This window comes from Marinimicrobium sp. UBA4509 (genome assembly GCF_002388575.1).
Taxonomy (GTDB): Bacteria; Pseudomonadota; Gammaproteobacteria; order Pseudomonadales; family Cellvibrionaceae; genus Marinimicrobium; species Marinimicrobium koreense.
The window spans coordinates 13,831-33,328 of the sequence record NZ_DGMV01000049.1 but is presented as its reverse complement, the minus strand read 5'-3'; the positions used below and the strand labels follow the sequence as shown (position 1 = coordinate 33,328).

The 19,498-nt window shown below is 62.1% G+C and carries 15 protein-coding genes; 11 read left to right on the top strand and 4 right to left on the bottom strand.

Annotated elements, in window-relative coordinates:
- Window positions 1–52 precede the first annotated feature (52 nt).
- From ribF to murJ, 3 genes are all read right to left on the bottom strand, one after another.
- Complete coding sequence (gene ribF, locus B3520_RS07850) at window positions 53–1,012, bottom strand: bifunctional riboflavin kinase/FAD synthetase (protein ID WP_286804125.1); 960 nt, start codon at window positions 1,010–1,012, stop codon at window positions 53–55.
- Between the two features lie 134 nt (window positions 1,013–1,146).
- Window positions 1,147–2,742, bottom strand: a complete 1,596-nt coding sequence (locus tag B3520_RS07845) for a DUF342 domain-containing protein (protein WP_286804124.1) — start codon at window positions 2,740–2,742, stop codon at window positions 1,147–1,149.
- Between the two features lie 186 nt (window positions 2,743–2,928).
- Complete coding sequence (gene murJ / locus B3520_RS07840; protein ID WP_286875820.1) at window positions 2,929–4,533, bottom strand: murein biosynthesis integral membrane protein MurJ; 1,605 nt, start codon at window positions 4,531–4,533, stop codon at window positions 2,929–2,931.
- Between the two features lie 165 nt (window positions 4,534–4,698).
- On the opposite strand from murJ, the gene B3520_RS07835 reads away from it, so the two are divergent.
- From B3520_RS07835 to B3520_RS07795, 9 genes are all read left to right on the top strand, one after another.
- On the top strand, window positions 4,699–5,109 hold the full coding sequence (locus B3520_RS07835) for a BlaI/MecI/CopY family transcriptional regulator (protein WP_286804121.1): 411 nt from the start codon (window positions 4,699–4,701) through the stop codon (window positions 5,107–5,109).
- Entirely contained in the window at window positions 5,106–6,065 is a 960-nt protein-coding gene (locus B3520_RS07830; protein WP_286804120.1) for a M56 family metallopeptidase, read from the top strand. The genes B3520_RS07835 and B3520_RS07830 overlap by 4 nt, the downstream gene beginning before the upstream one ends.
- Before the next feature lie 2 nt (window positions 6,066–6,067).
- Entirely contained in the window at window positions 6,068–7,276 is a 1,209-nt protein-coding gene (locus B3520_RS07825) for a TolC family protein (protein ID WP_286804119.1), read from the top strand.
- Window positions 7,273–7,581 carry a hypothetical protein gene (locus tag B3520_RS07820; RefSeq protein ID WP_286804118.1) on the top strand — a complete coding sequence of 103 codons (309 nt, stop codon included), beginning with the start codon at window positions 7,273–7,275 and terminating at the stop codon, window positions 7,579–7,581. Before B3520_RS07825 ends, B3520_RS07820 begins: the two co-directional genes overlap by 4 nt.
- Window positions 7,571–9,127 carry an efflux RND transporter periplasmic adaptor subunit gene (locus tag B3520_RS07815; protein ID WP_286875818.1) on the top strand — a complete coding sequence of 519 codons (1,557 nt, stop codon included), beginning with the start codon at window positions 7,571–7,573 and terminating at the stop codon, window positions 9,125–9,127. The genes B3520_RS07820 and B3520_RS07815 overlap by 11 nt, the downstream gene beginning before the upstream one ends.
- A gap of 15 nt (window positions 9,128–9,142) precedes the next feature.
- Window positions 9,143–12,226: an efflux RND transporter permease subunit gene (locus B3520_RS07810; RefSeq protein WP_286804116.1), complete on the top strand. Its 3,084-nt coding sequence runs from the start codon at window positions 9,143–9,145 to the stop codon at window positions 12,224–12,226.
- Window positions 12,227–12,420: 194 nt separating this feature from the next.
- Window positions 12,421–14,529, top strand: a complete 2,109-nt coding sequence (locus B3520_RS07805; RefSeq protein WP_123639528.1) for a TonB-dependent siderophore receptor — start codon at window positions 12,421–12,423, stop codon at window positions 14,527–14,529.
- Between the two features lies 1 nt (window position 14,530).
- Entirely contained in the window at window positions 14,531–15,814 is a 1,284-nt protein-coding gene (locus B3520_RS07800; protein WP_123639529.1) for a PepSY-associated TM helix domain-containing protein, read from the top strand.
- 59 nt (window positions 15,815–15,873) lie between these two features.
- Window positions 15,874–16,158 (top strand): YebG family protein, encoded by a 285-nt coding sequence (locus B3520_RS07795; protein WP_024462528.1) that lies wholly within the window; start codon window positions 15,874–15,876, stop codon window positions 16,156–16,158.
- A 43-nt stretch (window positions 16,159–16,201) separates the two neighbouring features.
- On the opposite strand, the gene B3520_RS07790 is transcribed toward B3520_RS07795, so the two are convergent.
- A complete protein-coding gene (locus B3520_RS07790) occupies window positions 16,202–16,516 on the bottom strand; it encodes a hypothetical protein (protein ID WP_152521742.1) in 315 nt (104 codons plus the stop codon).
- A 384-nt stretch (window positions 16,517–16,900) separates the two neighbouring features.
- Here B3520_RS07790 and B3520_RS07785 point away from each other — a divergent pair, with 384 nt between their 5' ends.
- Window positions 16,901–17,713, top strand: a complete 813-nt coding sequence (locus B3520_RS07785; RefSeq protein WP_123639532.1) for a formate/nitrite transporter family protein — start codon at window positions 16,901–16,903, stop codon at window positions 17,711–17,713.
- Window positions 17,714–17,758: 45 nt separating this feature from the next.
- Window positions 17,759–19,471 carry a bifunctional protein-serine/threonine kinase/phosphatase gene (locus B3520_RS07780; RefSeq protein ID WP_286804115.1) on the top strand — a complete coding sequence of 571 codons (1,713 nt, stop codon included), beginning with the start codon at window positions 17,759–17,761 and terminating at the stop codon, window positions 19,469–19,471.
- The last annotated feature ends 27 nt before the right edge of the window (window positions 19,472–19,498 follow it).

Genomic DNA, 19,498 nt, shown 5'->3' with positions numbered 1-19,498 from the left:
GCGTGTCCGGGAAGGCTTTACCCGCTTCGGGCCTCCGTGCCAAATTCCGAGTTCAGTGTGTCCCTTTACCTTGCTTAAAAAACTGTTTTGCTTCTGCAATATCTTTCTGCAGTTGCTCTTGCAGTTTGTCGATCGATTCAAACTTCTGTTCTTCCCGCAGTTTGCGGTGAAATTCCACGTCGATGCGCTCCCCGTAGAGGTTCCCGGTGAAGTCCAGCAGGTGGACTTCAAGGATCGGCCGGGTGGAGCCGCTGACGGTGGGGCGTACGCCGACGTTGGCGACGCCCGGGTGGGCGCTGCCATCGGCCCGGTGGGCGGTGATGGCGAAGACGCCGTGCAGGGGCGAACGGTAGCGTCGCAGTTGCACGTTGGCGGTGGGTACGCCCAGTTGTCGGCCCAGTTGTTTGCCATAGCCTACCCGTCCGCCGATGCGGTAGGGGTGGCCGAGCAGTTGTTCGGCGAGGCCGAATTCGCCCGCTTCCAGGGCCTGGCGGATGCGGGTGCTGCTGATTCGCGCCCCGGCGTGTTCCAGGGTGCAGGTGTCGCTGACGGTGAAGCCTTGCTCCCGGCCCACGGCGGTGAGCAGTTCGAAGTCGCCGGCGCGGTCGCAGCCGAAGCGGAAGTCGTCGCCCACGACCAAATGGTGGATGCCGAGGCCTTGCACCAGTATGCGGTCGATGAACTGCTGGGCGGTGAGGCTGCGCAGTTCTTCGTTGAAGCGCAGGCACAGTATCCGCTGGACGCCGGCGCTGAACAGGGCCTGGATTTTTTCCCGCAGTCGCATCAGCCGGGCCGGGGCCCGTTCGCGGGCGAAGTATTCGTGCGGTTGGGGCTCGAATATGATGGCCACGGCGGGCTGCTGGTGCTGTTCGGCGGCGTCGGTCAGCTGGCGCAGGATGGCCCGGTGGCCTAGGTGCACGCCATCGAAGGTACCGATGGTCGCCACGCAGCCCCGGTGTCGGGGGCGCAGGTTGTGCAGCCCGCGGATGAACTCTTTGGGGGCCGGTTTCACAGTAATGCCCGCTCGCCTCGCTCAGTCGACTTTACAAAACGCGTGAGTATACAGGAGCGGGCGGGTGGGGGTAAGAGGTACAAGACCGGGCGGGCTGGAGTAAGAGGTGACTAGGGCTTGGGGGGAAGACCGATTCAGGAGCCGCGCACCAGTTCGGCGCCTTGCCTGTGCCAGCACGAGGGACCATGTTCGGTATTGAAGTAGCGGCGAACGCCGTCAATGTTGAGGCTGAGGTTGGCATGCTGACGCTTTTTGACCTCTACCCGACTGGGCCTGGCACTTTGCCGAGCCCCCACCAGGCGGTCGATCAATCCACGGATTCTCTGGCGGCGCGCCCGCAGTGAGTCCCGGGTCGCATAAAGTCGTTTCAGTTTATCGGTGGGCGGCGTGGCCATCTCCCCCCGCTGGATACAATCCAGGGTGTCGCACACCCGCTGCCAGTTGTGCTCGCACAGCGTCAAGGCTTCTTTGAGCTGCCCCACCAGGCGACGCCGGCGGTTGGGGCGCCCCACGGACACTTCGGTGGCGACTCCGGCCTCGCTGCCCAAGGTATTGGCCACCAGCGCCCGGCCGGCGCTGGCGCTACCCCCGATGAGACTGCCCTTACCCGTCGGTTGCCCGAGTATGATGTCCCGTCCCGCCACCAGCCGGCACTGCAGGGCATACTCGCGCACCAGCAGATCATAGCGGACGTTAACATACGCCAGATTGATAAATTTCGCGCTCAGTGTTCCGCCAGAGGTGAGGTGCGTGCGCAGGCGTAAATCGCCGTCATGGCGCCGGCCCACCTCTTCTCCCATGACGCCGCCAAGCACAGTGAGATTACCGCCGGCGCGGATATCGGCTTTTTCAACCATCCCGCGGATCAGGATGTCTCCCGTGGCACTGAGCACAAAACCGCTGGCGACATCCCCCGCCACCTCCACCGAACCCTCAAAATCGATATTGCCCGTGGAGACATCCACCGCCTTGAGGCGCAAGGTGGGGTCCACCCGTACGCCGCTGGATGAAAATACCGGATGCCCCCGGATGGCGGCCCGCAGCACGTTGGCATCTTCCGGGTCCGGCTCAACACTGTCGTCCAGAGCATCAAAACTCCGGTCGCGCCCCGGCGTCGGCATCAGTGGCTCACCCATGACGTCCTCGCCCGGCTCGCCCTGGGTCGCGGGAATACGGCGCAGCAGGGGCGTGCCCGGATCCACCACCACAAACTCATGTAAATGATGGAGGTCAACGCGCCCCTGCTCGTCCTCCTCCAATGCCAGTTGATCGTCCCGCGCCACCAAAGACACAAAACGGGCGTCCTCACCCGGCTGGGGCAGGCGGGCCCGGGCCACACACAGGGACTCGGCGTGCCCCGCCTCGGCAGCATGGGTCAGCGCTCGCAGGTGGATACAGGTCTTGACGACTCCCTGGGTCAGAAGCGCCTTAAGCAGGGCCTCCCGGGTCAGCCTGCGGCCACCCCACGCCGGGTGAAGGGTCAGAAAGGCCGCCTGGCGGTCCTCAGCAATGCGCCATTCCGTCCGGGCATCGCGGCGCTCGGCCAGCACCAGATCCCCGCAACGGCCGTTGTTGGCCTGCTGCACCGCCGACTCCAGGGTGGCTTGCGGAGCGAACCATTCACCATACCCCGCCTCCGCCAAACGCACTCTGAGGCGATCGAGATCCCAGGACTGCTCCTCGGTCGACGGCTCCAGCCGCCCCTGCACCAGGCCACGGGCTTCATCCATCGAAAACGTGATGGCGCAAGGGGTAAGTTGGCTCGCACGCGAGTCTGCCGAGGCGGATCCGGTGGGGGCCGGCGCCTCTTGAGGGGCTGGAGCGCCCTTTTGGGGAGCGGGCGCACCAGAAGATGTGGATTTACGATTGTCGCCCATATCAACAATCGTAGCACATACGGCTCAAACTGCCAGCTTTCAGTGGTTCGAGCGAAATTCGCTGAATTTGATGCCCATAATGCGCAAACTCGCGCCATATACCGCCAGCCCGAGAATACACAATACCGCCAGACGCCAACCTCTCTGCCACCAGAACCACTCCTGCCAGCCGGTCCAGACCGACAGGCCACCCACCAGCGCCGCCACCATGGCCGCATTGGCGCCCCCAAACGATAGCAAACGCCGAGCCCAGCCGGGCTCTTGCCGGTAAACACCGAGCCGACGCAGGCCCCGGAACAGCAAATAGGCATTCAGGTAGGCGGAAACCGCGGTGGCCAGCGCCAGCCCCACATGACCAATATTGAAGATCAGATAAAGCGGTAACACGAACACCACGTTGAGCAGCATATTGGCGAGCATGGCGTAAATACCGATGCGCACCGGGGTTTTCATATCCTGACGCGCGAAATAACCCGGCGCCAGTACCTTGATCAACATAAAGGCCAGCAACCCCAGCGCATAGGCCCGCAGGCTGTAGGAGGCCATCTGCATATCCCGGACGGTCGTTTCACCATACTGGAACAAGGTCATCAGAATGGGTTCGGCCAACAGGATCAACGCCAACGTCGCGGGCAACGCCAACAACAGCACGCTGCGCACCGCCCAGTCCAGCGTCTGACTGAAGGTTTCGGGGTCCTCAGCGGCGTGCTGGCGGGACAGACTCGGGGTGATCACCGTCGCCAGAGCGATGCCAAACACCCCCAGGGGCAGCTCCACCAACCGGTCCGAATAGTAGAGCCAGGATACGCTACCGGTCGGCAGAAATGACGCAAGCACGGTATCCAGCAGCAGGTTGATCTGACTGACCGACACGCCGAACAAAGCCGGCGCCATCAGCCAGAGAATGCGCTTCACCCCCGGATCGCGCCAGTCCACCTTGGGCGCGGGCAGTAGGTGAACACGCTTCAGAAAAGGCAACTGGAACAACAACTGCACTACCCCGGCCGCCATCACCCCCCAGGCCAGGGCATAGGCCGGCGTATCCATGTTTGGCGCCACTACCAGCGCTGCCAGAATCAGACTCAAGTTGAGTAGCACCGGGGTAAAGGCGGGAATCGCAAAGCGGTCGTAACTGTTGAGAATGGCCCCGGCAAAGCCGGTCAGGGATATCAGCAGCAGGTAGGGAAAGGTCACCCGCACCATATCCACGGTCAGGGCGTATTTATCGGGATCGTTCAGCCAGAAACCCGGGGCAAAAAGCCCGGTAACCAGCGGTGCCCCCACCACGGCCAGCACCGTGACCGAGACCAGCACCAGCCCGAGGCAGCCGGCTACCCGGTCCACCAGGGCCTTCACCGCCTCGTGCGTTCCCTTCTGCCGATACTCCGATAATACCGGCACAAAGGCCTGGGCAAAGGCGCCCTCGGCGAACAACCGGCGCATGAAGTTGGGAATCTTGAAGGCCACAAAAAAGGCATCCGCCCCGGCCCCCGCCCCGATGACCCGGGCAAAGACCATATCCCGTACCAACCCGAGCACCCGCGAGAGCATGGTAAAGGCGCTCACCAGCGAGCTTGAGCGCAACAGGCTGGGCGCTTTAGTGACCGCAGTGGTATCAGAACTGGGGGGGTGCGATTGAGTCACAATCCTTCCTGAATTCAGAGACGACAGGCGCATTATCCACACTCCGCCCCTTGAGAGATAGCGAAGCCCATCACACAAAAACCGATTGACGATCGGTTTTTGTGTGACTAGGCTGATCGACACCTGCAGTGCAATGCCAATAATCCTGACTACCGAGGAGACACCGTGCCCGGCAAAGAACCCCCTACTACCGCAACGCCACCCCTCGGCGAGCTGGAAATAGCCGTAATGGAAGCACTGTGGCAGACTCCCGGTCAGTCCGCCAAAGACCTGCACGCCACCCTCGGAGCGGCCAGAGGCATTTCCCTGAATACCGTTCAATCCACCCTCGACCGGCTATACCGCAAACAACTGCTCAGCCGTACGAAAGTGGCCCACGCCTTTCGCTACCGGCCCCAGGTAGCCCGACAACAATTGATTGCCGGATTGATCAACGATTTACTGGGACGCTTTACCAATGACGCTCACTCTTCTCTGGCAGCGTTTGTAGACGCCGCTGACCAGTTGGACGAACGGGCGCTGGACGAGCTGGAACAGGTGCTGAAGGCACGGCGCGGCGAAGGAGCATCGTCATGACCGCCTTGCTCGACTTTTTCTACCTGCTGACACTCTTGGCAGTGATGGCCTGGCTCCTCGCCAACGGGCTACTTTGGCTGGCTGGGCGGCTGCTCTCACCTGAACACCTGAGCCGCCACTTGTGGTTATACGCTTTGACGCCTTGGCTGGCCATGGCCGCTCCGGTTACCGCCATGTGCGTCATCGCGGCAGCCAAACCCCTTGGTTGGATTGCTGATCATTGCGCGCACCACGGTATGCATCATCCCCATTTGTGTTTTGAGCACTGGCCCGCCCTCGACCTGCAATGGATCCACCTGCTCAGCGCTGCGGCCCTGGCAAGCCTGCTGATCAAAGTCCTGACGGGGTTTTTATTCCGAGAGTTCAAGGCCGCTCGCGACACCACAGCGTTGTTGGCCCTGAGCCGAGGTAACGGGCGATTGCGTCGTCTCGACACGTCGGAGGTCTTTGCCTGCACCGCAGGCTACCGACACCCGACCCTGTTCATGACCCACGGGCTGACCGATCGGCTCGATCATCGGGAACGTCGCATCGTTCTGGCCCACGAAGTCGCCCATCTGCGTCGGCGCGACCCGCTACGCAACCTGGTGTTCAACGTCTTGTTGTTGGCACACTGGCCATCATCTGCACGATCACTTTGCGCCCTGTGGCGGCAACGCATGGAGGAGCAGGCCGATGACCGGGCGGCCTGCCGTTTTGGCCCCGAGGCCGTGGCGGCGACGCTGATCAAAGTGGCACGCCTGAGCGGACCCTCGCCCACAGGAAGTCTGTCGGCTAGCGGCGGCCAACTTCTGCCCCGAATCCACCGGCTTCTGCATGCCCAACCCGACAGGGTATCTCGAACCCTAACCATCTCGAGTGCTCTGACTATCACTGCCTTTCTGGGTGGCGTGGCGACCCTGGTGGTCGTCCATCATTCCCTTGAAACCCTTCTCGGCTTTCTGGTAGGAGTTTAACCGTGCCACACCCCTTTTCCCCGATCTTTGGTCTCCTGCTGCTCGCGCCCGGGCTGGCCGCTGCTGACACGCCGTTAACCGAACAGGAGGCGGTCCAGCTCGGCCTACAGCAGCCCGAGGTGGTCGCCCGCTGGGACGCCCACACCGACATCGCTGAGGGCCAGCTCGAATCCGCTGGTCGCTGGGCCAACCCGGAAATTGAATACAGCCGCGAAACGTTGGAGCTCCCGTCGGGCGACTCCGAGGAGAACACCTGGTCCATCCGCCAACGCCTCAATCTGGCGGGCGTACCCGGGCTGTCTCGGGAGGCGGCGCGCCATCAATATCGGGCGTCGGGCTTTCGCAACGATCAGGCCCGCCGGGAGTGGGCAGCAAATATCCGCCAGCACTTTTATCAAGCCCTCGCGGCCCAACGTGAAGCGGAGCTCATCGCCGACTGGCATCGCCGGCTTACCGAGCTGACGACGGCCATTGAGCAACGCGTCGCGGCGGGCGATGCCTCCAGGTACGATCACAATCGTCTGCTTCAGGAACTGGCGCTGCTGGAGGGCGAACGACTGAATACCCGTGCCAACGCGACCTCTGCCCGAGACCGGCTGGCACAACGAATTGGCGACGGCCAGCGACCGCTCACGGGCCGCCTGCTGCCACCCACACACAAACCGGCGGAAGCCTCCGCCGTCACTCAGAGCCCACAAATGCAAGCGCTTTCGGCAGAAACCGAGAGCGCCAAGGTACGCGCCGAGGCCGCCCAGCGCCAGCGCTGGCCGGAGCTGACCCTGGGGGTCGGTCGCAAGGAGGTGGTTGAGCCCGGCTTTCAGGCGGAAGGCAACGTCATCTCCATCGGTATTGAGATCCCCCTGTTCGACCGACACTCTGGCCAGGCCCGAACCCAGCGAGGCCGCGCCCAACAACAACGGGCGGAGCTCACGCTTGCCCGCGCCGAGCTCCGCACCCGCTTGCGCGCACTGCAGCGCGATTTGGCCGCTGAACAGGCGTCCGCCCTGGCGTTACGGGAAAGCATCAATGCGCCGACGGAATCACTGTCTGACATCGCCGAGAGCAGCTACGCGGCCGGCGAGCTCAGCATTGCCGAGTTGATTGACGCCCACCGCTCGGAACTGAATACCCGCCGGGCGCTTGTCCAGCGCGAGCTGGAAGCGCGCACCACCTTTATCCAACTGACACTACTGACTGGAGAAACACCATGAAGTCATTGAAGCCCCTGATCACGCTCAGCGCACTGGTTCTGGCCCTCACCGCCTGCAGCGATGCCGAGCACGCACACGACGGTGACGCTGGGCATGGCGATGACCACGCCCATGAGCAGAACAACAGCCACCCGCACGACGATGGTCACTCCCACGAGGACGGCCACGACCACGGCGATCACGACCACACGGACACAGAAGCCTATTACGGCGACGACGCTGAGCAACCGGAGGCGGAGGCAACCGACACCCAGCCCCACCATGACGACCATGACCACGGCGAAGGCCACGACCATGCCCATTGATTCACGCCCCTGGGTCCTCACCCTGGCGCTGCTGGTCACCGCCTGCTCCGACACCCCCTCCGGTGAACACGGCCATGACCACGGCCCCGACGGAGACCACGCCGACCATGAGGCGCATGATGCGCCAGTGCTGGTGTACACCGATTTCAGTGAACACACCGAGCTGTTTGTGGAGTTTCCCGCCCTGGTGGCTGGACAAAGCTCACGCTTTGCGGCCCACGTCACCCGATTGAGTGATTTTATGCCACTGACGGAGGGGCGACTGGATGTATTGCTGCAGCGCGACGGGCGTACCGTCGCCCGCTTCCGGGTGAACGAAACCACCAGTCGCGGCATCTTCCGGCCCAGCGTCACGCCCCGCGATAGCGGTGACTTCGACCTTGTGATTGAGGTCGCTGACGGGGATATGACCGCCCGGCACTCTCTGGGCGAGATCAGAGTATTTACAGACAATGAGGCGATTCAGGGTCTGCCCGATCATCCCGAAGGCGATATCGCGTATCTGAAAGAACAGCAGTGGGACAACCCGTTTGCGACGGTATCCGTTCAACCCCGACCATTGCGACGCTCGGTTCCGGGCTTTGGCACCGTCACCGCTCCGGCGGATGGAGACGCCACCGTGCGGGCACCGGCCGACGGTTATATTGCCAGCACCCCATTGATTCAGCCGGGTCAGCGCGTTGCACAAGGGACCACACTGGGCGTGCTGATTCCCCGTCTGGGTGACCAGTCCGATATCGGCAGCCTGATGGTCGCGCTGGAACAGGCCCGCTCCCGGCGGGCGCTGGCGGAGCGGGACTTTGAACGACTTACCGGCCTATTGGCCCAGGGAGCCATTCCCGAACGGCGGATGCTGGACGCCCGGGAGGCTCTTGATGTTGCCCGCGCCGAATTCCGCGCCGCCCGTGCCCGGGTGGAGCAGTATGAGTCCGGCAACGCCGAGGCGGGGCTCGCCCTGCGCGCGCCGGTGGCCGGAGCGGTGGTCACCACCAATGTCAGCCCCGGTGCCTTTATCAAAGCCGGTGATCCGCTGTTCCGGATTGCCGCGCCGGAGCGTCGTTGGCTCGCCATCCGGGTTCCGGAGCGCTTTGCCGGGGAGCTTGCCCACAGTAGCGGCGCCTGGCTTGATCGACCCGACGGCCCGCTGGTGTTGGATGCGCAGCAGGGCGCCCGCGTTGTGCGGCACGACAGCGCAGTGGACCCGCGCACCCGCACCGCAGGCGTTACCGTGGAGTACCCCACCGAGGTCGGCCCCACACTACTAGGCGCCCGAGTGGCGGCCCATGTATTCACCGAATCTGCCGTGGAGCGGTTGGCGATTCCCCGCAGTGCGGTGATCGACGATGACGGCCGCTCCGTGGTCTACGTGCAAGTCAATGGTGAAAGCTTTGAGCGTCAACCGGTGGAATTGGGCCTGCGCGACGGTGCCTGGGTGGAAGTTCGCCAAGGCCTGAGCGCTGACGACCGGGTGGTCAGCGAAGGGGCCTACCTGGTGAAGCTGGCGTCGGCTGGCGGTAGCGAAATCGGTCACGGCCACGCCCACTAACCCCCGGAGTTTTCCATGATTGATCGCATTATACGCGTGTCCCTGAACAACCGGTTGCTGGTTCTGGTCGCCGCGGGCCTACTGATGGTCTGGGGCGGCTGGTCGGCCCTGAAGGCTCCGGTGGATGTCTTTCCCGACCTGACCGCCCCTTCGGTCACCATCGTGACGGAAGCCCACGGCATGCCCCCCGAGGATGTTGAGCGGCTGGTGACCTTTCCCATCGAGACCGCCATGAACGGTGCCGGCGGCGTCCGCCGGGTCCGCTCCAGCACCGGGGTCGGCATCAGTGTGGTGACGGTGGAATTTGAGTGGGGCACGGATATTTATCGCGCCCGCCAACGCGTCGCCGAGCGGTTGCAGAATGTCTCGGCGGCCCTGCCCCAGGACCTGCCGCCACCGGTACTGGCACCGGTCACCTCCATCATGGGGGAGATTCTGTTTATCGCGCTCACCTCGGAGCAGCACGATGAAATGGCCCTGAAAACCGCCGCCGACTGGCAGGTCCGGCGCCGGCTGCTGGCCGTACCGGGAGTGGCCGAAGTCATCCCCACCGGGGGTGAAACCCGCCAGTTTCAGGTCGTCGCCTCTCCGGAGCGTTTGTCCGCCTATGGGGTAACGCTGGACCGACTGCGCCAGGCGGTGGCCAACGCCACCCGCAACGCCTCCGCCGGTTTTCTGACCGAGAACCGGCAGGAATTCCTGATCCAGGGCATCGGCCGGGCCCGCACCATTGAGGATCTTGAGCAGGCGGTGGTCACCACCCGGGATGATGTGCCCGTGCTGGTGCGGGATCTGGCCATTGTTCAGACTGGCCCGGCACCGCGACGCGGTACCGGCAGCTACAAAGGCGATGCGGGTGTGGTGTTGGGCATCCAGAAACAGCCGGGGGCAAACACCCTCGAACTGACCCGCCGACTGGATGGCGTCATTGATGAGCTGCAGGAGTCACTGCCCGAGGGCATGCGGATCGAAACCGACGCTTTCCGCCAGGCGGACTTCATTACCGTCTCCATCGACAACCTAAGCACTGCGCTGCGGGACGGCGCCATCCTGGTGGTGGCCATCATGTTCCTGTTTCTTTACAGCGTGCGGGCCACCGCTATCGCCCTGGTAGCCATTCCTCTGTCGTTGTTGGTGGCCGTACTGTCCATTCGCTGGTTCGGCGGCACGCTCAATACCATGACCCTCGGGGGTATGACCATTGCGCTCGGCGCGTTGGTGGACGACGCCATTATCGTGGTGGAAAACATTGTCCGCAGGCTCAGGGAAAATGCCGATCGTCCCGAGGCGCAACAGCAGTCGGCGCTGAGCGTTGTCTCGAACGCGACCCGGGAAATCGAGGGCTCCATCGTTTTCGCCACCCTGATCATCATTCTGGTTTTTCTCCCATTATTTTTCCTCAGTGGCGTCGAGGGTCGACTACTCGAACCCCTGGGGCTGGCCTACGTCGTTTCCCTGGCGGCCTCGCTGCTGGTGGCGATCACCGTCACCCCGGTGCTCTGTCTGCTCGGGCTGCCGGGCAGTCGCACGGTAACCCAGGATCACGATACCCGTCTGATCGCCGCCCTGAAATCGGGATACCGTCCCCTGCTGGCGTGGTCTCTGCGCCGCTGGCGCGTCGTGATCGGCGGCGCCCTCGCATTGCTGCTGGCGTCACTGCTGGGACTGTCACTCGCGGGTCGGGGGTTTTTGCCAGAGTTCAACGAAGGCAGCCTGACCCTGAGCGTGGTGACCCTGCCCGGCACCTCCCTGGAAACCTCCGATGACATCGGCCAACGAGTAGAGAAGATTCTGTTGGAGCAGCCGGAAGTGGTCGCCACCGCCCGGCGCACCGGCCGGGCGGAGCTGGACCCTCACGCCCAACAGGTATTCGCCTCGGAAATCGATGTCTCGCTCGACATGCGGGAGCGGGACAAGGCGGAGCTGCTGGCGGCCCTCCGTCAGGAATTCGCCCTACTGCCCGGGACCAACGTCATTATCGGCCAGCCCATCTCCCACCGCATTGACCATATGCTCTCGGGCACTCGAGCCAATATCGCCATCAAGCTCTTTGGCGATGACCTCTCGGAGCTACGCCGCCTGGGTGGGCAGATCGAGTCCATTGTGGGTGGCATTCCCGGGGCGGTCGATGTGGCCATGGACGAGCAGAGCCAGATCCCGTTTGTCACCGTACGCTTCGACCGGGCGGCCCTGGCCAACTATGGCCTCAGTATGACCGACGCCGCCGAGGCTCTGGAAACCGCCTTCAATGGCACCACCGTCGGACGATTACTGGAGGGAGAGGCGAGCTTTGATCTGGTCGTGCGTCTGCCCCAGAGCGCCAAGGAGAACCTGGATACCCTGCGCAATACCCAGCTCACCCTGGCCTCGGGCGCTCAGGTCCCCTTTGCCGCCCTGGCCGATATTCGACGTGAGCGCGGCCCCAACACCATCAGCCGGGAGAATGTTCAGCGCAACCTGGTGATCATGGCAAACGTCGCCGAGCGGGACCTGATCAGCGTGGTGGAGGACATTGAAACCGCCATCTCCGACAACGTCACGCTGCCCACCGGCTACCGGGTGGAGTATGGCGGTCAGTTCCAGAGCGCCGAGGCGGCGAGCACCCGCTTACTGCTGCTCGGCGCTTTGGTGATCGCGGGTATTTTCCTGCTGCTGGTCGCGGCGTTTGGCCGAACCCGGGATGCGGTGCTGGTGATGCTCAACCTGCCACTGGCTCTGATCGGCGGCGTGGCCGGCGTCTGGTTTGCCGGCGGAATTGTCACCGTCGCGGTGCTGATCGGGTTCATCACCCTGTTCGGCATTGCCACTCGCAACGGTGTGATTCTGGTCGACCACATCGGCCGCCTGATCCGCGAGGGAGGCCTCACACCGGAACAGGCGGTACGCCAGGGGGCCGAAGAGCGCCTGGTGCCCATTCTGATGACCGCCCTGGCCACGGCCCTCGCGCTGGTGCCCCTGGCCCTCGCGGGCGGCGAACCCGGCAGTGAAATCCAGGCCCCCATGGCTATTGTGATTCTATGGGGGCTGCTCAGCTCCACCGCACTGAATATGCTGGTGGTTCCGGCCATGTACTTGCGCTTTGGCGCCACCCGCACCTGATCCGACCTGAACGAGCCTGCCGCCTCTCGCGCGGCGGGCCACTCCGTCATCTCCCGCTATCGATCGGCATCCACTCCTAGTGGTCCAACCACACCTCCGCTCTCCAAAACCATCCTCGGTTGGCGCATATTATTGATAAACTAAACGAGAAGTATTATTGTTCGCAAAACTTGATTAAGCGGAGGTCCACAAACATGCTCAAACAGTCCCTTATGACGGTCGCGCTACTGGCGGCCGGACAGAGCTGGGCACAGGAAGCCCCGGCAGTCACCGAGGAGTTTATCGTTACCGGCCGGGCACAAACCCTGTACCAGGTATCGGAGTCGTCGGTTTCCACGCGATTGTCCGCGGATCTGACCCGCGTTCCCGCATCGGTCCAGGTTCTCAACAAGGATCTGATCCAGGACCAGGGGGCCCGGGATGCCCGGGATCTGTACCGCAGCATCAGTGGCGTCAACTTCTTCAGTTACTCCGGCGTGAGCTTTCGCGGCTTCCGCCAGGATGAAGTCCTTTATGACGGTCTGCGCGGCGATCCCTATGCTGGCTTCTCCGTTCCCCGCCTGTTTGGTGTGGATCAGGTGGAAGTGCTCAAGGGACCCAGTGGCGCCGTCTACGGCGCGGGCCAGCCCGGCGGGCTGATCAACTACAACACCAGCCAGGCTTCGCTGGACTCTTACGCTCGCGCGCAAGTCATCGCGGGAAACTACGACCTGACCGGCGTCAACGTTGAGGCCACCGGTGCTTTTGACGGCAGCGACCTCGGTTATCGGGTGGCCATGCTCAAGGAAACCGAGGAGCCGTTCCGCAACAACACCACCAATGAGAACGATCAGGGCGATCTGGGATTGGTGTGGGAACCTTCGGGCAACACCCGGGCTCTGTTCAAATACTCCTTCGTGGACCAGACCCTGGGGGGCAATCGCCTTCGGGGGGTTCCCATTGATCAGGACGGTGAATTTCTGGTGGATACAAGCTGGAACCACAATGAGGTCACCGACTTCCTCTCTCTGGAAGCGGATATCCTCTACAGCCGACTGCAGCACGCCTTCAGCGATAACCTGAGCATCGACCTGGCCGCCCGCTACTACGACAACCAGGAAAAGCAGAACTACCATGAACCCCGGGGCCTGTATGACTCCAATGGAGACGGCACCCGCGACATGATGAAGCGCCAGTTCCGGGATCAGGTGCGCAACAATGAGGGACTGTCGGCCTACGCCAATCTGATTACCGCGTTTGACACCGGTAATGTCGAACACGAATTCCTGGTGGGTGCGGAAATCTTCGACCAACAGGACGACTTCAAAGCCAAGCGCGGCGCACCGATCGAGGACGGCGGCGTGGTGCCCCCACTCAGCCTGTACGACCCGGTCTACGGCCAGACGTCACGGGCCCAATACGGCCTGGACGACAACCCCTGGGAAACCCCTCGCAAAAGCGAACAGATGCAGACTGGCGTCTATGTGCAGGATCTAATGCGACTGTCTGAGCAGTGGGACCTTTTGGCCAGCCTGCGTTTTACCCAGTTTGAGAGCGATGGCGACAGTGTCGAAAAAGACAGTGATGAGGCCCTGACCTACCGCGTCGGCGGTGTCTACCACCTGAACCGCTCCGTCAACCTGTACGCCAGCATCAGCGAAGGCTTCGTCCCCCAATCGGCGGGCAGTCAGGACCCGAGAGCGGGCGGCCCCTTCGAGCCCGAGGAAAGCGAGCAGTTTGAAGTGGGTGCCAAGCTGGAGCTGTTTGAAGGCCGCGCCCGCCTCAACCTCGCCGCCTACGAAATCGAACGGCGCAATGTGCTGCAGGCCGACCCGGCCGGCGATGTCGACAACGACGGTATTGACGATCTGATCCCCGTCGGCCGGGTGCGCAGCCGCGGCGCCGAGCTGGACCTGAGTGCGGACCTGCTGCCCCAGTGGACCCTGACCTTCAACTACGGCTTCAACGATGTGAAGGTCATTGAAGCGACCAGTGGCATCACCAACGCCACTGGCGACGACTTTGCCAATACCCCGGATCATCAGGCCGGTCTCTGGACCCGGTACGATTTCCTGAGCCTCAACTCCGCCATCGCGTTCGGAGCCGAGTATAAAGGTGAGCAGATCGGTATCCAGGGTGACCCGGTGAACGACTACACGGTGTTCGACGCGAGCTGGCAAAGCCAGTTTGATGCCTGGAAGCTGCAGATCAACCTGCGCAACCTGTTCGACAAAACCTACGCGGAGAGCGGCTTCATTACCCGCACCGGCCATTTCCCCGGGGAACCCCGCCGGGTCACGGTCACCCTGAGCCGCGAGTTCTGAGGTGTCTCCCGAAGCCCCCACGCCACGCGCCCGCACCGGCGGGCGACGTCGCTGGTTCAACCTGCACTCTTGGGTGGGACTGAAGTTCAGTCTGTTGTTTTTTTTCGTCAGCTTGACCGGCACCCTCGCGGTTTACGCCTACGAACTGGACTGGCTGTTCACCCCTGCCCTGCGCGTGCAGGCCCCGGAAAGTGGCGAGGGTGCCGAGCGCCAACCGCCCGGCACCCTGCTCGCCGCCGCCCTCAAGGAGTATCCCGGGTGGCGGCCGAGCTTTATGTATCTCAACCTGCCCGACTACATGGCCGCGGAACTGATTGCCGTGAACGAGGACGGCGAACGGCGGCGAATCTACGTCAATCCATACACTGCCGAAGTGCAGGGCCATGCCAACTGGTACAACGCCCACCGGTTTCTGCGCGAGGCGCACCGCCACCTGATGCTGCCGCTGCAATGGGGACTCACCATAGTGACCCTGCTCAGCTTTCCGCTGCTGCTGTCCATGATTTCCGCCTTCCCCATTTTCAAACGCTGGTGGCGCGGCTTTTTCAAACCACCGAAGCCCCGGGACCCACCCCGGCGCTGGTGGGGCAACCTGCACCGGTGGCTGGGCCTGTGGAGCCTGCCCTTCATTCTGGTGATCGGCCTCACCGGCATCTGGTATCTGGTTGAAAAGTGGGGCGGCGCAGCCCCGGCGGCGGGCGCCGAGCTGCGCCCGCTGCCCGAGGCCAATGCCTTGCCCCGGGATGCGGACACACTCAACCGCGCCATTGAGCGCGCCCTGAAGCCCTGGCCGGAATATCAGTTGGACAGCCTCTGGTTCCCCGGCGAGAACCAGCCGTTGATTCTCCAGGGGCAAGAGAAGGCTCTGCTGGTGCGCCCCCGGGCCAACACTCTGCTCATCGACCCGACCACCGGCGAGTCTCTGGGTCGTGTGCACGGTGAACAGCTCAGCCTGCACCAACGTATCGCCGAGGCAGCCGACCCACTGCACTTCGGCACCTTCGGCGGCCAGCCCACCCGCTTTCTCTGGTTCCTGTTCGGCCTGATGCTCACCACCCTGGCCGCCTCCGGCACCTGGATTTACTCCCTCCGCCTCACGTCCGGCCGCTCCCACCGGTCGCGTAGGGCGGGTAAGCCTAAAGGCGCACCCGCCGTTCCCCACCTATCCGGCGTAGTGCCACGCTCGCCCTGGCGCACCCTCTGGCAAGGCCAACTCCTCCCCTGGCCCCAGATGGCCCTGATTCTGACCTGCCTGATCCTGGCTCTGGTCAATATCGGGAGTTGACAAAGAGCGACCCAATCCATACTGTATAAAAAAACAGTAATGACCCAGGAGGTAAAACCATGGCTGTAGTCGCCGTTTGGAAATGTGATCGGGATGGCAAGATGTTTGACGATAAGAAAGCCGCGGAAGCGCACGACAAAATGCTGGAGCTGGCTGCCAATATCACCCAGTTGATCGAAAACTCGGTGGACGGCATCAGCGAGGCACACAGTGAGGCCATTGGCCTGTTGCTCGCCGAGCGCAGCGACCTGCTGGCCAAGGCCTGCAAGGGCAAGCCGGAAGTGTTGCTGGAAGGAACGGAAGACCAGAGCGCGAATGTCACGCCTCTGGCCTCCAATCAATAACGCCCCTTGCGTCTCACTCGCTCAGGGACTGAGCGGTCACCCCTCAAAGTTCCAGGTAGATTCTCAGGCTGGAGCGCTCCTGATGATGATCGTGATGATCATGACTTCTTGAGCGATAACGATACGCGTCGTCCCGATAGTTTTCGTGGCGATGGTGATACGCGTCATGTCTGCGCTCCCGGCGCCACTTCCTCATTTCACGCTCTCTCTCCCGCTCCCATTTACGGGCTTCTCGCGCGCGCTCTTTATGGTGTTTTTTGTGCTCCCAAGCCGCCGCATGAGGCGGTGGAGCGGCATGTAGTGCCACCGGAGCCATCAATACCAGACCAGCCAGCGTAGCAGACAATAGGGTTTTCATACTCAACACCTCCAGATCGGTCATTCGAAACAGTGGGTTCAGTATGTCTCCGGGATTCTGAACTCAGTCTGAACGGGATACACCTCTATCGCCCAACCATGAGCAGCGCTCCGCATTGGTGCTCTTGCAACAGTCAGCGCACAGCTTCCGTGCACAAAGCCTCTTTTCCGATGAACCAGCATTGAGCACAGGATTACAAAAAGCGCCCTCCGTTGGAGCAACCGCATTCGGGGAGGCCAAAATTCGGCTCCTTCTGCACAAAACGCCACCTTTTCTTCAGATGTTTTCTGCGTGGCACGACGGTTGCAACTCACCGATTACCAATTGGCGAAGCACGTCTTTGCACCGCAAGCATCACCGCCTCAATTCAGGAGAAACAACTTCATGGCCTATATCGAACCGAGTGAGTTCGTCACCAAGATGGTGGATTCCGGCGAACAGAAAGTGTACATGTCCAACAAGGACACCTTGATCCGCGCCTTTATGGCCGGCGCCATTCTGGCGCTGGCCGCCATGTTTGCCATCACTGTCATGGTCAATACCGGCTCCCCGCTGCTCGGCGCGGTACTTTTCCCGGTGGGCTTTATCATGCTCTACCTGATGAAGTTCGATCTGCTGACCGGGGTGTTTACGCTGGTCCCCCTCGCTTACCTGGACAAACGCCCCGGTGTAACGCTCAATCAGGTGTTGCGCAACTGGGGGCTGGTATTCCTCGGCAACTTTGCCGGGGCACTGACCGTAGCAGTGGGCATGTCGTTCATTCTGACCTATGGCTTCAGCATTGATGGTGGCGAGATTGCCGCCAAGGCGGCCCAGATTGGTGAGTCGCGTACCGTCGGCTACAAGGAGCACGGCCTGTCCGGCTGGATCACCATTTTCATTCGCGGCATCCTGTGTAACTGGATGGTCTCCATGGGGGTAGTCGGCGCCATGATTTCCACCTCCGCCGGCAGCAAAATGGCCGCCATGTGGATGCCCATCATGCTGTTTTTCTACATGGGCTTTGAGCACTCCATCGTGAACATGTTTCTGTTCCCGTTTGGTCTGATCATGGGTGGAGACTTTTCCATAGCCGATTATCTGCTCTGGAATGAACTACCCACCGTTCTGGGCAATCTGATCGGCGGCTTTCTGCTGGTGGGCCTGCCCCTGTATTACACTCACGTGCGCACCAGCCCCGCTCGTCGGTTGGCTTAACCGTAGAGACCCGGGCCGTCGTTTCACCACGACGGCCCAACCTTTATGACTCAACCTCTACGCATTCGCATCGGCCAGTACACGCATTCCGGCCACAAATCCGTGAACCAGGATTTTGTCGGCGCCCGGTTACCGACCGGCGCCACGCTGGGGCATAAAGGGGCGGTGCTGGCCATTGCCGATGGCATCAGCAGCAGCGACGTCAGCCAGATCGCCAGTGAAACCGCGGTCAGTGGTTTTATTGAAGATTATTACTGCACGCCGGAAGCCTGGTCGGTCAAGCAGTCAGCGGAGCGGGTACTGCAGGCACTCAACGCCTGGCTGTTCGCGCAGACGCGCAACAGCCCGTACCGGTTTGAACGGGACAGAGGTTACATCTGCACCTTCAGCACGCTGATTTTCAAAGCCCGTCACGCCCACCTGTTGCACGCGGGAGACACGCGCATTTACCGACTGGCGAATCAACAGCTGGAACCGTTGACGGAAGATCATCGCCACTGTGTGGATGCCGACACCCACTACCTGACCTCGGCGTTGGGGGTTCATCCTCATCTGCGTTTCGACTATCACCAACTCGACCTTGAGCCCGGTGACACCTTTATTCTTGCCAGCGATGGGGCCTACGAGTTTTTTGACGCCTCGGACATCACGCAGGTAATCGATGCCCAGCGGGATGACCTCAACGGCGCGGCCAGAACCCTGGTGGAGCAGGCATTGGCCCGCGGCAGTCGGGATAATCTGAGCGTTCAGATTGCCCGGGTGGAAGCGCTGCCGGACCCCACCGTGGGGGAGCTTTCCCGCCAGGCTTCGCTCCTGACGTTGCCCCCCGCTCTGGATGCGGGTACGGATTTTGACGGGTATCGGATTCTTCGTTCGCTCTATATCAGCAGCCGCAGTCATGTCTACCTCGCCCGGGACACCCTCAATAATGGCCCCGTGGCCATCAAAGTCCCGGCTATGGAAGGCAGAGACAATCCTCACTATCTCGAACGCTTTTTAATGGAGGACTGGATCGCGCGGCGGTTTAACCACACCCACCTGCTTAAAGCCGCTCGGCGGGAGCAGGAACGCGGCTTTCTGTACGTTGCGTTGGAATATATTGACGGCCAGACCTTGAGTCAGTGGCTGAAAGATAATCCGAGTCCTGATTTGGCCAAGGTCCGGGATATCGTGCAGCAGGTGGCGAGCGGACTGCAGGCGTTGCATCGCCAGGCCATGGTGCACCGCGATCTTCGCCCGGACAACCTTATGATCGATACTCAGGGAACGGTCAAAATTATTGATTTCGGCTCCGCCAGCGTCGCGGGCCTCAGTGAAGGACGAAGCCGCGACGGGGTGATCTACGGCGCGGCCCTGTACGCCGCCCCGGAATATTTTCTCGGCGAACCGGGAGACCCGCGCAGCGATCTCTATTCCCTGGCCGTGCTTGCCTATCAGATGCTGACCGGCAAGCACCCCTATGGTCCCAAGGTGGCCCGGACCCGGACCCGAGCGGAACAGCACAAACTCCGTTATCGCAGTGCTCAGGAACACCGGCCTTCGGTTCCCGACTGGGTGGATGAATGCTTGCGCAAGGCCACGCAGATCAGTCCGCACAAGCGCTACACCGAGCTATCCGAGTTTATTTATGATCTAAACAACCCCAACCCCGCGTTCGTTCGAAAATCGCGACCGCCATTGATTGAGCGTAACCCGGTATTGTTTTGGCAGGGTGTGTCGTTGATTCTGTTGGTGTTGTTGGTCGTGCAGTTTGCGTAGGTTGAGTTACGGCGGATGCGCCTTCGG

Excerpts from the sequence above, each read along its gene's own strand:
- B3520_RS07845 (WP_286804124.1), bottom strand. The coding sequence starts at position 2,742 with ATGGATGAAGCCCGTGGCCTGGTGCAGGGGCGGCTGGAGCCGTCGACC.
- B3520_RS07830 (WP_286804120.1), top strand. The coding sequence starts at position 5,106 with ATGACCGCCTTGCTCGACTTTTTCTACCTGCTGACACTCTTGGCAGTG.
- B3520_RS07820 (WP_286804118.1), top strand. The coding sequence starts at position 7,273 with ATGAAGTCATTGAAGCCCCTGATCACGCTCAGCGCACTGGTTCTGGCC.
- B3520_RS07815 (WP_286875818.1), top strand. The coding sequence starts at position 7,571 with ATGCCCATTGATTCACGCCCCTGGGTCCTCACCCTGGCGCTGCTGGTC.
- B3520_RS07810 (WP_286804116.1), top strand. The coding sequence starts at position 9,143 with ATGATTGATCGCATTATACGCGTGTCCCTGAACAACCGGTTGCTGGTT.
- B3520_RS07805 (WP_123639528.1), top strand. The coding sequence starts at position 12,421 with ATGCTCAAACAGTCCCTTATGACGGTCGCGCTACTGGCGGCCGGACAG.
- B3520_RS07795 (WP_024462528.1), top strand. The coding sequence starts at position 15,874 with ATGGCTGTAGTCGCCGTTTGGAAATGTGATCGGGATGGCAAGATGTTT.
- B3520_RS07790 (WP_152521742.1), bottom strand. The coding sequence starts at position 16,516 with ATGAAAACCCTATTGTCTGCTACGCTGGCTGGTCTGGTATTGATGGCT.
- B3520_RS07785 (WP_123639532.1), top strand. The coding sequence starts at position 16,901 with ATGGCCTATATCGAACCGAGTGAGTTCGTCACCAAGATGGTGGATTCC.
- B3520_RS07780 (WP_286804115.1), top strand. The coding sequence starts at position 17,759 with ATGACTCAACCTCTACGCATTCGCATCGGCCAGTACACGCATTCCGGC.